This window comes from Pantoea sp. Sc1 (genome assembly GCF_000255315.1).
In the GTDB taxonomy this organism is placed as follows: domain Bacteria; phylum Pseudomonadota; class Gammaproteobacteria; order Enterobacterales; family Enterobacteriaceae; genus Pantoea; species Pantoea anthophila.
In genome coordinates this window covers 3,360,266-3,372,832 of the sequence record NZ_AJFP01000001.1, presented here as the reverse complement: position 1 = coordinate 3,372,832, position 12,567 = coordinate 3,360,266, and the positions used below count along the sequence as shown (strand labels likewise).

At 57.7% G+C, this 12,567-nt stretch carries 11 protein-coding genes; all 11 read left to right on the top strand.

The window, feature by feature from the left end; genetic code table 11:
- Window positions 1–63 precede the first annotated feature (63 nt).
- Complete coding sequence (cra, locus tag S7A_RS15700; RefSeq protein ID WP_009092150.1) at window positions 64–1,074, top strand: catabolite repressor/activator; 1,011 nt, start codon at window positions 64–66, stop codon at window positions 1,072–1,074.
- A 496-nt stretch (window positions 1,075–1,570) separates the two neighbouring features.
- Window positions 1,571–2,029: a division/cell wall cluster transcriptional repressor MraZ gene (gene mraZ, locus S7A_RS15695; protein WP_009092149.1), complete on the top strand. Its 459-nt coding sequence runs from the start codon at window positions 1,571–1,573 to the stop codon at window positions 2,027–2,029.
- A 2-nt stretch (window positions 2,030–2,031) separates the two neighbouring features.
- Window positions 2,032–2,973 carry a 16S rRNA (cytosine(1402)-N(4))-methyltransferase RsmH gene (gene rsmH / locus S7A_RS15690; protein ID WP_009092147.1) on the top strand — a complete coding sequence of 314 codons (942 nt, stop codon included), beginning with the start codon at window positions 2,032–2,034 and terminating at the stop codon, window positions 2,971–2,973.
- Window positions 2,970–3,290 (top strand): cell division protein FtsL, encoded by a 321-nt coding sequence (gene ftsL, locus S7A_RS15685; RefSeq protein WP_003854764.1) that lies wholly within the window; start codon window positions 2,970–2,972, stop codon window positions 3,288–3,290. The genes rsmH and ftsL overlap by 4 nt, the downstream gene beginning before the upstream one ends.
- Window positions 3,291–3,306: 16 nt before the next feature.
- The gene (locus S7A_RS15680; RefSeq protein WP_009092146.1) at window positions 3,307–5,073 is read left to right on the top strand and encodes a peptidoglycan glycosyltransferase FtsI; all 1,767 of its coding nucleotides are present in this window, start codon (window positions 3,307–3,309) and stop codon (window positions 5,071–5,073) included.
- On the top strand, window positions 5,060–6,547 hold the full coding sequence (gene murE / locus S7A_RS15675; protein ID WP_009092144.1) for a UDP-N-acetylmuramoyl-L-alanyl-D-glutamate--2,6-diaminopimelate ligase: 1,488 nt from the start codon (window positions 5,060–5,062) through the stop codon (window positions 6,545–6,547). Before S7A_RS15680 ends, murE begins: the two co-directional genes overlap by 14 nt.
- The gene (gene murF, locus S7A_RS15670) at window positions 6,544–7,902 is read left to right on the top strand and encodes a UDP-N-acetylmuramoyl-tripeptide--D-alanyl-D-alanine ligase (RefSeq protein WP_009092142.1); all 1,359 of its coding nucleotides are present in this window, start codon (window positions 6,544–6,546) and stop codon (window positions 7,900–7,902) included. Before murE ends, murF begins: the two co-directional genes overlap by 4 nt.
- Window positions 7,896–8,978, top strand: a complete 1,083-nt coding sequence (gene mraY, locus S7A_RS15665; protein WP_009092141.1) for a phospho-N-acetylmuramoyl-pentapeptide-transferase — start codon at window positions 7,896–7,898, stop codon at window positions 8,976–8,978. The genes murF and mraY overlap by 7 nt, the downstream gene beginning before the upstream one ends.
- Window positions 8,979–8,980: 2 nt before the next feature.
- Window positions 8,981–10,297, top strand: a complete 1,317-nt coding sequence (murD, locus tag S7A_RS15660; protein ID WP_009092140.1) for a UDP-N-acetylmuramoyl-L-alanine--D-glutamate ligase — start codon at window positions 8,981–8,983, stop codon at window positions 10,295–10,297.
- A complete protein-coding gene (gene ftsW / locus S7A_RS15655; protein ID WP_009092138.1) occupies window positions 10,297–11,511 on the top strand; it encodes a cell division protein FtsW in 1,215 nt (404 codons plus the stop codon). Before murD ends, ftsW begins: the two co-directional genes overlap by 1 nt.
- On the top strand, window positions 11,508–12,566 hold the full coding sequence (murG, locus tag S7A_RS15650) for an undecaprenyldiphospho-muramoylpentapeptide beta-N-acetylglucosaminyltransferase (RefSeq protein ID WP_009092136.1): 1,059 nt from the start codon (window positions 11,508–11,510) through the stop codon (window positions 12,564–12,566). Before ftsW ends, murG begins: the two co-directional genes overlap by 4 nt.
- The last annotated feature ends 1 nt before the right edge of the window (window position 12,567 follow it).

Sequence of the window (12,567 nt, the reverse complement as noted above, 5' to 3'; positions counted from 1 at the left end):
AGTTATCCATAGCTTAACTGCGGCTATTTCTGCCGTAAAAGCGGATTTGATGGTGGGGTTATCGTGAAGCTGGATGAAATTGCGCGTTTGGCAGGCGTGTCGCGCACCACGGCCAGTTATGTGATCAATGGTAAAGCGCGGCAGTATCGTGTCAGCGACAAAACCGTTGAGAAAGTGATGGCGGTCGTGCGTGAACATAATTATCACCCCAATGCGGTGGCCGCCGGGCTGCGCGCCGGGCGAACGCGCTCTATTGGGCTGGTGATTCCCGATCTGGAGAATACCAGTTACACCCGTATTGCAAACTATCTTGAACGTCAGGCGCGTCAGCGAGGCTATCAGCTGCTGATCGCCTGCTCAGAAGATCAGCCTGATAACGAGATGCGCTGCATTGAGCATCTGCTACAGCGTCAGGTCGACGCGATCATCGTCTCCACCTCGTTACCGCCTGAGCATCCCTTTTATCAGCGCTGGGTCAACGATCCGCTGCCGATCATTGCGTTAGACCGTGCGCTGGATCGTGAACATTTCACCAGCGTCGTGGGCGCCGACCAGGACGATGCCCATACGCTGGCGGCTGAACTGCGTCAGCTTGAGGTCAAAAACGTGCTGTTCCTCGGCGCCCTGCCTGAGCTGTCAGTGAGCTTCCTGCGTGAGATGGGATTCCGTGATGCGTGGAAAGATGACCCGCGGCCGATAGATTACATCTACTGCAACAGCTTCGAACGCACCGCTGCCGCCGCGCTGTTTGAGCGTTATCTTGAAGAGCATCCGATGCCGGAGGCGCTTTTTACTACCTCTTTCGGGCTGCTGCAGGGCGTCATGGATGTCACGCTGAAACGAGACGGCCGGCTGCCTACCGAGCTGGCGATTGCCACCTTTGGCGACCACGAATTACTGGACTTTCTTGAGTGCCCGGTGCTGGCCGTAGGACAACGCCATCGTGACGTCGCCGAACGGGTACTGGAATTAGTTTTAGCCTCGCTGGATGAGCCAAGAAAACCTAAACCCGGTTTAACCCGTATCCGCCGTAATTTATATCGTCGCGGACAATTAAGCCGAAGAGTTAAATGAGGGAAGGGCAGTATTACGCTGCCCACCACGTTTATTTTTTTCCGAATTACTGATTAAATAAACAGGTCGACGTAAAAAAGCGTAAATTCTGCTCATCAATTCTAACAAAGCAGAAAGGGTTATTTTTATTATCTGCTTACAACTTCAACAAATGCCGCTTTCCTGTCCGCCCTGAGCCGCTGGGCTTTTTTTCGGAAATCCCTTAAAATGCCGCCGCTGTCTCAGAAACCATGAGAAATATTCAGCGTGTGATGCTGTTTCATTTTTAATCGTTTTTTCCGCGCCCGTTTTTTTTATTCAGGTATTCATTGGTTTAATTTTTTCTTTCTCTTTTTATTCGATCAGGGCGTCGGCAGCCATTAATTCGGCGCTCTGTAAATAGTGATATTCAACTGCCGCTCCGGCTTGACAAGGATTTCATCGAATCCTTAAACTCGTTTCGTGGTAAAAAGTGGGATAAAGTGGTGCAAACGGGTGACCAGGGGGAGAGACTGGCATGTTCCGCGGAGCAACGTTAGTCAATCTCGACAGTAAAGGGCGGCTTGCCGTACCCACGCGATATCGCGATTTGCTGATCGGGGAATCTCAGGGGCAGATGGTCTGTACCATCGACCTCCACCAGCCATGCCTGTTGCTTTATACCCTGCCCGAATGGGAAATCATTGAAAAAAAGCTCGCCCGCTTATCCAGTATGAATCCACTTGAGCGCCGTGTGCAGCGTCTGTTGCTGGGACATGCCAGTGAATGTCAGATGGATAATGCAGGACGCCTGCTGCTGGCGAATACGCTTCGGCAGCACGCAAAATTAACCAAAGAAGTGATGCTGGTCGGACAGTTCAACAAGTTTGAGCTGTGGGATGAACAGACCTGGTATCAACAGGTCAGGGACGATATTGACGCAGAACAGTCAGCTCAGGAGCCTTTATCTGAGCGGTTGCAGGACTTGTCGCTATAGCTATGCAGGAAAATTTCAAACATACCACCGTGCTGTTGGATGAGGCGGTTAACGGCCTCAATATCAGGGAAGACGGTATCTACATCGACGGCACGTTTGGTCGTGGTGGTCATTCACGTCTGATTCTTTCGCAACTGGGAGAGAAGGGACAACTGATCGCCATCGATCGCGACCCTCAAGCTATCGCCGCTGCCGCTGAGATTACAGATCCCCGCTTCTCTATTATTCATGGCCCTTTTTCCGCCCTGGCAGAGTATGTCTCTGAGCGGGATTTGGTCGGAAAAATTGACGGCATCCTGCTGGATCTGGGGGTTTCCTCACCGCAGCTGGATGACGCAGAGCGCGGCTTCTCGTTTATGCGTGACGGACCGCTGGATATGCGTATGGATCCTTCGCGCGGCCACTCCGCCGCCGAGTGGTTGCTGCAGGCGGAAGAGGCAGACATCGCTTTCGTTCTGAAAACCTACGGTGAAGAGCGGTTCGCCAAACGTATCGCCCGCGCCATTGTTGAGCGCAATCGCGAAGCGCCGATGACCCGGACACGGGAGCTGGCTGAGGTGATCGCCGTTGCCACGCCGGTTAAAGATAAGTTCAAGCATCCGGCGACGCGCAGTTTCCAGGCGATCCGTATCTGGATTAACAGTGAACTGGAAGAGATCGATATTGCGCTGAAAGGGGCAGTTGAGGTGCTGGCACCACAAGGGCGCCTTTCGGTGATCAGCTTCCACTCGCTGGAAGATCGGCTGGTGAAACGCTTTATGCGCGATCAGAGTCGCGGGCCGCAGGTCCCAGCCGGGCTGCCAATGACGGAACATCAGCTGCGTGCCCTGGGCGGTCGTGAACTGAAATTACTCGGCAAAATGTCGCCGGGCGATGCCGAAGTTTCTGAGAACCCGCGCGCGCGCAGTTCGGTATTACGTATTGCGGAGAAAACCGACGCATGATCGGTAATGAGCGTCACAGTCTGCCCGCCGTTATCGGCGGGGATCTGCTGCGAAAGGGCAAGATCCCGGTGCTGTTGCTGATCGCTGTGGTGGTTTCTGCCGTGCTGGTGGTCACCACCACCCATAAAACCCGACTGTTAACCGCACAGCGTGAACAGCTGGTACTGGAGCGCGACGCGCTGGATATCGAATGGCGCAACCTGATTCTGGAAGAGAATGCGCTGGGCGATCACAGCCGTGTCGAACGCATCGCCACCGAGAAGCTGCAGCTGCAGCACGTTGATCCTTCACAAGAAAATATCGTGGTGCAGAAATAAGGACCTCAGATAGCGAATGAGCGGTACAGGCAGAACGCTGAAGTTAAAGAAACCGGAAGATAAGGCCAGCTTTGTAAGCTGGCGTTTTGCGTTGCTGTGCGGCTGTATTTTGCTGGCGCTGGGTGGACTGCTGTCACGCGTTGCCTGGCTGCAGGTGATCAATCCAGGCAAGCTGGTCAAAGAGGGCGATCTTCGCTCGCTGCGCGTGCAGGCGGTGCCGACGTCGCGCGGGATGATCAGCGATCGAGCCGGACGCCCGCTCGCCGTCAGTGTCCCGGTAAATGCCATCTGGGCCGATCCCAAAGAGCTCCACGCCGGCGGCGGCGTCACACTGGACAGCCGCTGGAAGGCGCTCTCCGATGCGCTTTCGATTCCGCTGGATCAGCTGGCGGCGCGTGTTAACGCCAACCCGAAAGGCCGCTTCGTCTATCTGGCGCGCCAGGTCAATCCGGCTATCGGCGAGTACGTTAAAAAACTCAAACTTCCCGGTATTCATCTGCGCGAAGAGTCGCGCCGCTACTATCCTGCCGGGCAGGTCACCTCCCATCTGATTGGTTTTACCAATATCGACGGACAGGGCATTGAAGGCATCGAGAAGAGCTTTGATAAGTGGCTGACCGGTGCGCCGGGCGAACGAACGGTGCGTAAAGACCGTTACGGTCGGGTCATCGAAGATATCTCTTCCGTCGACAGCCGGGCGGCCCACAACCTGACCCTGAGCATTGATGAACGTCTGCAGGCGCTGGTTTACCGCGAACTGAATAACGCCGTGGCGTTCAACAAAGCGGAGTCGGGCACGGCGGTGCTGGTGGATGTGAACACCGGTGAAGTGCTGGCGATGGCTAACAGCCCGGCTTACAACCCGAACAATCTCAGTAATACCTCCAAAGATCTGATGCGCAACCGCGCCATCACCGACATTTTCGAGCCTGGCTCAACCGTGAAGCCGATGGTGGTGATGACGGCGCTGCAACGCGGCGTGGTCAGAGAGAACAGCGTTCTGAATACCGTGCCGTACCGCGTCAATGGTCATGAGATCAAAGATGTGGCGCGCTACAACGAATTGACCCTGACAGGGGTTCTGCAGAAGTCGAGTAACGTCGGGGTTTCACGTCTGGCGTTAGCGATGCCCTCCTCAGCGCTGGTAGAAACTTACTCGCGTTTTGGACTGGGCAAACCGACCAATTTGGGGCTGGTCGGGGAAAGCAGTGGCTTATACCCTAAAAAACAACGGTGGTCTGACATAGAGAGGGCCACCTTCTCTTTCGGCTACGGGCTAATGGTAACGCCGTTACAGTTAGCGCGAGTCTACGCAACCATTGGCAGCTATGGCATTAATCGCCCGCTGTCGATTACCAAAGTCGACCCGCCCGTCGCGGGAGAGCGCGTTTTCGATGAGTCGCTGGTGAAAACCGTGATGCATATGATGGAAAGCGTGGCGCTGCCCGGTGGCGGCGGTGTCAAAGCGGCCATCAAGGGCTATCGCATTGCGATAAAAACCGGTACGGCGAAAAAAGTCGGACCGGATGGTCGCTACGTCAACAAATACATCGCCTATACCGCAGGTGTTGCACCTGCCAGTCATCCTCGGTTCGCGCTGGTGGTGGTGATCAACGATCCCCAGGCCGGCAAATATTATGGTGGTGCGGTTTCTGCTCCGGTGTTTGGTGCCATCATGGGCGGCGTACTGCGCACCATGAACATCGAACCGGATGCGTTACCGACCAATGACAGAAACGAGCTGGTGACTAACAGAAGTGAGGAATCAAGTGACAGATCGTAACCTGCGCGACTTACTCGGCCCCTGGGTGCCAGGCGCGCCGGCGCGCCCACTGCGTGACATGACCCTGGACAGCCGCCTTGCGGCTTCTGGCGATCTGTTTGTCGCTGTTTCAGGCCATCAGGTTGATGGACGCCGCTTTATCCCGCAGGCGATTGCGCAGGGCGTCGCTGCCGTTGTTGCGGAAGCCGAAGGCGAAGCCGCCGACGGTGAAATCCGTGAAATGCACGGTGTGCCGGTTATCTATCTGGCGCAGCTGCATCAGCGTCTTTCGGCATTAGCCGGACGCTTTTACCAGCAGCCAGGTGAAAAACAGAAGCTGATCGGCGTGACCGGTACCAACGGCAAAACCACCACCACGCAGTTACTGGCGCAGTGGGCAATGCTGCTGGGTGAAACCAGCGCGGTCATGGGCACGGTCGGCAATGGCCTGGTAGGCCAGCTGGCCGCCGCCGAAAATACTACCGGCTCTGCGGTAGACGTACAGCATCTGCTGCACGATCTGGCTGAAAAAGGGGCGACCCTGACCGCCATGGAAGTCTCCTCACACGGGCTGGTTCAGCATCGCGTCGCGGCACTGCCGTTTGCCGCTGCGGTCTTCACCAATCTCAGCCGCGATCACCTCGACTATCACGGTGACATGGAGAGCTACGAGTCCGCCAAATGGCTGCTCTTCTCTGAGCATCAGGTCGGTCAGGCGATCCTCAACGCGGATGATGAAGTGGGGCGTCGCTGGCTCGCGCGCTTACCGGATGCGGTCGCAGTCACCATGGAGAATAACCTCCAGCCGGGTTGCCATGGCCGCTGGCTGAAAGCCGACACGGTGGAGTACCACGACAACGGCGCCCATATCCGTTTCAGCTCCAGCTGGGGCAATGGCGACATTGCCAGCCCGCTGATGGGCGCATTCAATGTCAGCAATCTGATGCTGGCGCTGGCGACCCTGCTGGCGCTCGACTATCCGCTGGCGACGCTGATCGACGCCGCCCCCCGGTTACAGCCGGTCAACGGGCGTATGGAAGTGTTCAGTGCCGCAGGTAAACCCACGGTCGTGGTCGATTACGCTCACACGCCAGACGCGCTGGAAAAAGCGCTGGAAGCGGCACGCCTGCACTGCACAGGGAAACTGTGGTGCCTGTTTGGCTGCGGTGGCGATCGTGACAAAGGGAAACGCCCGTTAATGGGGGCGATTGCCGAGCAGTTTGCCGATGTGGTGGTGATTACCGATGACAACCCGCGCAGTGAAGATCCGCAGGCCATCGTCAACGATATTCTGACCGGTTTGCTGGACCCGGGCCGCGCCCGTGTGGTCTCCGGTCGTGCGCAGGCGGTGACTAACACCATTATGCAGGCGCAGCCTGACGACATCGTGCTGGTCGCGGGCAAGGGCCACGAAGATTATCAGATCATCGGTACACACCGGCTTGATTACTCCGACCGTGCAACGGTCGCGGCTCTGCTGGGAGGCACAGCATGATTCCGGTTTCATTACAGACCCTGGCACAGATCACCGGCGGCACGCTTTATGGCAGCGACCTCACTCTGAATGAGGTCACCACAGATACCCGCAAGGTGACGGCTGGCAGCCTGTTTGTCGCGCTGGTGGGTGAGCGTTTTGATGCGCATGACTTTGTCGGCGATGCGATTGCGAATGGCGCACAGGCGCTGCTGGTCAGTCAGCATTTACCTGTCGCTGTACCGCAAGTGGTCGTTGAGGATACCCGTCTCGCCTTTGGCAGACTGGGGGCCTGGGTTCGCCAGCAGTCCACCGCCCGCGTCGTGGCGCTGACCGGCTCATCCGGAAAAACCTCGGTGAAAGAGATGACCGCGGCGATTCTGCGTCAGTGCGGTGAAACGCTCTATACCGCCGGTAATCTCAATAACGACTATGGCGTCCCGATGACGCTGCTGCGCCTGACACCTGAACATCAGTATGCGGTGATCGAGCTGGGCGCGAATCATCAGGGCGAAATCGCCTATACCACCGATCTGGTTCGGCCGGAGAGTGCGCTGGTTAACAACCTGGCGGCAGCACATCTGGAAGGCTTTGGTTCACTGGCGGGCGTTGCCAAAGCTAAAGGCGAAATTTTTCAGGGCTTACCGCCGCACGGCATTGCGATTCTGAATGCCGAGAGCAATGACTGGCCAAAGTGGCAGGCGAATCTGCAGGATAAAACCGTGTGGCGCTTTGCACCACAGGCGGCAGGGTGCGACTTCTCCGCCCGCGATATCCGCATTGCTCAGGACGGCACCCATTTTGTCATGGTGACTCCGCGTGGCGAAGTGGAGATCGTTCTGCCGCTGCCGGGTCGCCATAACATCGCTAATGCTCTGGCCGCTGCGGCGCTGGCCCTGTCAGTGGACGCGCCGCTGAGCGCCGTTCAGCAGGGGCTGAAAAGCCTGCAGTCGGTGCCTGGCCGTCTGTTCCCGGTGCGCCTCTCTGCGCAGCAGCTGCTGCTGGATGACAGTTACAACGCTAACGTCGGTTCAATGACCGCAGCGGTTCAGGTGCTGTCCGAGATGCCGGGCTATCGGGTGCTGGTGGCGGGGGATATGGCCGAGCTGGGCGACGAGACCGAACAGTGTCACCGCGAAGTCGGCGAGGCGGCACGTGACGCAGGCATCGATCGCGTGCTGACGACCGGCAGATTCAGCCATTTCATCAGCGAAAGCAGCAAAGCTGGCGAACATTTCAGCGATAAGACGGCGCTGACTGAACGTTTACGCCAGCTGTTGTCCGAACACTCAGAAATTACTGTCTTGATAAAAGGTTCGCGTAGTGCCGCCATGGAGCAGGTAGTACAGAGCTTACAGGAGAAAGGAACATGTTAGTTTGGCTGGCCGAGCATCTGGTCGCTTTATATTCCGGTTTTAACGTCTTTTCCTATCTGACGTTTCGCGCCATTGTCAGCCTGCTGACCGCGTTATTTATCTCGCTCTGGATGGGACCGCGCCTGATCGCCTGGCTGCAGAAGTTACAGATCGGTCAGGTTGTCCGCAACGACGGCCCGGAGTCTCACTTCAGCAAGCGCGGCACGCCGACTATGGGCGGCATCATGATCCTGACCTCCATCACCATTTCGGTGCTGATGTGGGCCTATCCGTCGAATCCGTATGTCTGGTGTGTGCTGGTGGTGTTAATCGGCTTTGGCATCATCGGCTTTGTCGACGATTACCGTAAAGTCGTACGTAAAGACACGAAGGGACTCATCGCCCGCTGGAAATATTTCTGGATGTCGGTGATTTCGCTGGGCGTGGCGTTCGCGCTGTATGCGGCAGGCAAAGATACGCCGGCGACCCAGCTGGTGGTGCCATTTTTCAAAGACATCATGCCGCAGCTCGGCCTCTTTTATGTGCTGCTGGCCTACTTTGTGATTGTCGGAACGGGTAATGCGGTCAACCTGACCGATGGCCTGGATGGTCTGGCTATTATGCCGACCGTCTTTGTGGCGGCCGGCTTCGCGCTGGTTGCCTGGGCAACGGGTAACGTGAAATTCGCAGAATATCTGCACATCCCTTACCTGCGTCATGCCGGTGAACTGGTGATTGTCTGCACCGCTATCGTCGGGGCAGGGCTGGGCTTTCTGTGGTTTAACACCTACCCGGCACAGGTCTTTATGGGGGATGTGGGCTCGCTGGCACTGGGCGGCGCGCTGGGAACCATCGCGGTGTTACTGCGTCAGGAATTTTTACTGGTGATCATGGGCGGCGTGTTTGTGGTTGAAACGCTGTCGGTGATCCTGCAGGTGGGATCGTTCAAGCTGCGCGGTCAGCGTATTTTCCGCATGGCGCCGATCCATCACCACTATGAACTGAAAGGCTGGCCGGAACCGCGCGTGATTGTGCGCTTCTGGATTATTTCGCTAATGCTGGTGCTGATTGGCCTGGCCACGCTGAAGGTGCGTTAATCATGGCTGACTATCGGGGTAGAAAAGTCGTCATCATCGGGCTGGGCCTGACCGGGCTCTCCTGTGTTGATTTCTTTCTGGCGCAGGGCGTAACGCCTCGCGTGATGGATACCCGTGTCTCGCCGCCGGGGCTGGATAAATTGCCCGGGCAGGTTGAACGCCATCTGGGCGGTCTTAACGGCGACTGGCTGCTGACCTCCGATCTGATTGTTGCCAGTCCGGGTATCGCGCTGGCGCATCCGCTTCTCAGCGAAGCAGCAGATGCCGGTATCGAAATCGTCGGCGACATCGAGCTGTTTTGCCGCGAGGCGCAGGCGCCTGTCGTGGCGATTACCGGTTCTAACGGCAAAAGCACGGTGACGACGCTGGTGGGCGAGATGGCCAAAGCCGCAGGCTGGCAGGTGGGCGTGGGCGGCAACATCGGCCTGCCCGCACTGAGCCTGTTACAGTCTCCGGCGCAGCTCTACGTGCTGGAGCTCTCCAGTTTTCAGCTTGAGACTACGCACAGCCTGAAAGCCGCGGCGGCAACCGTGCTGAACGTCAGCGAAGATCATATGGATCGCTATCCGCTGGGGATGCAGCAGTATCGTGCCGCCAAACTGCGGGTTTACGAGAATGCGCAGACCTGCATCGTTAACGCCGATGACGCCCTGACGATGCCGGTTCGCGGGGCGGACACCCGTTGTGTCAGCTTTGGCATCGATTTCGGTGACTATCACCTTAACAAGCAGCAGGGCAGTATCTGGCTGCGGGTGAAGGGTGAGAAGGTGCTGAACACCGCTGAAATGAAAATGACCGGCCAGCACAACTACACCAATGCACTGGCGGCGCTGGCCCTGGCTGACGCCGTAGGGTTGCCACGCGCCTCCAGCCTGGCCGCTTTAACGCATTTTAACGGTCTGGCACATCGCTTCCAGCTGGTGCATGAGCATCAGGGCGTGCGCTGGATTAACGACTCTAAAGCCACCAATGTTGGCAGCACCGAAGCGGCGCTGAATGGTCTGCAGGTGAACGGCACGTTATGGCTGCTGATGGGCGGCGATGGCAAATCAGCCGACTTTACGCCGCTGATCCCCTGGCTGCAGGGTGACAATGTGCGTCTCTACTGTTTTGGCCGCGATGGCGATGCACTGGCGGCGCTGCGTCCTGAGATCGCCGTACGCACGGAGACGATGCGTCAGGCAATGGAGCAGATCGCGCCTCAGGTTAAATCCGGCGATATGGTTCTGCTGTCGCCCGCCTGTGCCAGCCTGGACCAGTTCCGTAACTTTGAGCAGCGCGGCGATCAGTTCGCGCAGCTGGCGAAGGAGCTGAGCTGATGCGTATTCCTGGCGCCGGACTGGCTCACTATTTCTCAGGACGCCTGAAAGATTGGGTCATGGGAGCGCGTGAAAGTGATGACACTTCACTGGTGCTCTATGACCGCACGCTGTTATGGCTGACGCTCGGTCTGGCAGTGATTGGTTTTGTGATGGTGACTTCGGCCTCTATGCCGGTCGGTCAGCGTCTGAATGACGATCTCTTTTACTTTGCCAAGCGTGACGCCTTCTACATTGCGCTGGCGCTGGGCATGGCGCTGGTCACGCTGCGGGTGCCAATGGATTTCTGGCAGCGCTACAGCAACGTGATGCTGATGGTCACGATCGTTATGCTGCTGATTGTTCTGGTGGTCGGCAGCTCGGTTAACGGTGCATCGCGCTGGATTGCGCTGGGTCCGCTGCGTATCCAGCCTGCGGAGCTGTCGAAGCTCTCCCTGTTCTGCTATCTCGCCAGTTACCTGGTGCGCAAAGTGGAAGAGGTGCGTAATAACTTCTGGGGCTTCTGTAAACCGATGGGCGTCATGGTCGTGCTGGCGGTGTTACTGCTGGCGCAGCCCGACCTGGGAACGGTGGTGGTGCTGTTTGTTACGACGCTGGCGATGCTCTTCCTGGCGGGGGCCAAGCTGTGGCAGTTCATGGCGATTATCGGCTCCGGTATCTTTGCGGTGATCCTGCTTATCATTGCAGAACCCTACCGTATGCGCCGCGTGACGTCGTTCTGGAATCCCTGGGAAGATCCGTTTGGGAGTGGCTACCAGCTGACCCAGTCGCTGATGGCCTTTGGCCGCGGTGAGTTCTGGGGGCAGGGACTCGGTAACTCCGTGCAAAAGCTGGAATATCTGCCGGAGGCGCACACCGACTTTATTTTCGCCATCATAGGGGAAGAACTCGGTTACATCGGTGTGGTATTGGCACTTTTAATGGTATTCTTCGTCGCTTTTCGTGCGATGTCGATTGGCCGACGCGCGCTGGAGCTGGATCAGCGTTTTTCCGGCTTCTTAGCCTGTTCAATTGGCGTCTGGTTCAGCTTCCAGGCGCTGGTTAACGTCGGGGCTGCAGCCGGTATGTTACCGACTAAAGGCCTGACCTTGCCGCTGATCAGTTACGGTGGTTCGAGTCTGATCATTATGTCGACCGCCATCGTCTTTTTATTACGCATAGATTATGAAACGCGCCTGGCGAAAGCGCAGGCGTTTACCCGAGGTGGTCGATGAGCGGTAAGCGATTGATGGTGATGGCAGGCGGAACCGGCGGACATGTTTTTCCCGGTCTGGCTGTCGCCCATCATCTGATGGAACAGGGCTGGCAGGTTCGCTGGTTAGGCACCGCCGACCGCATGGAGGCCGATCTGGTGCCGAAGCACGGCATTGAGATCGACTTTATCCGCATCAGCGGACTGCGCGGTAAAGGCCTGAAAGCGCTGCTGCTGGCGCCCATGCGCATCTTCAATGCATGGCGTCAGGCGCGCCGCATTATGAAAGCCTGGCAGCCCGATGTTGTGCTGGGCATGGGCGGCTACGTTTCCGGTCCGGGTGGCCTGGCGGCCTGGAGTTGCGGCATTCCGGTGGTACTGCATGAGCAGAACGGGATTGCCGGACTGACTAACAAATGGCTGGCGAAAATCGCCACCAAAGTGCTGCAGGCGTTTCCGGGGGCTTTTCCTGCTGCCGATGTGGTGGGCAATCCGGTGCGTACGGATGTGCTGGCGCTGCCTCTGCCGGCACAACGGCTGGCCGACCGGTCAGGCCCGATCCGGGTGCTGGTGATTGGCGGCAGTCAGGGCGCGCGGATACTGAATCAGACGCTGCCGCAGATTGCGGCGCTGGTGGGTGATGAGATCACCCTGTGGCATCAGACCGGTAAAGGGGCGCTGCCCGAAACGGAGAAAGCCTATCAGCAGGCGGGTCAGACGCAGCACAGGGTCACCGAGTTTATCGATGATATGGCGGCGGCCTATGCCTGGGCCGATGTGGTGGTCTGCCGCTCCGGAGCGTTAACCGTGAGTGAAGTCGCTGCCGCTGGTTTACCGGCGATTTTCGTGCCGTTTCAGCACAAGGATCGCCAGCAGTACTGGAACGCGCTGCCGCTGGAAAAAGCGGGCGCCGCCAGAATTTTTGAGCAGCCGCAGTTTACTGCGGAGGCCGTAGCGGATCTGCTACGCCACTGGGATCGCGCAACCCTGTTGACGATGGCTGAGCAGGCCCGTCAGGTGGCGATCCCCGATGCGACCGATCGGGTCGCACAGGAAGTGGCTCGCGCCGCAAAGTAAT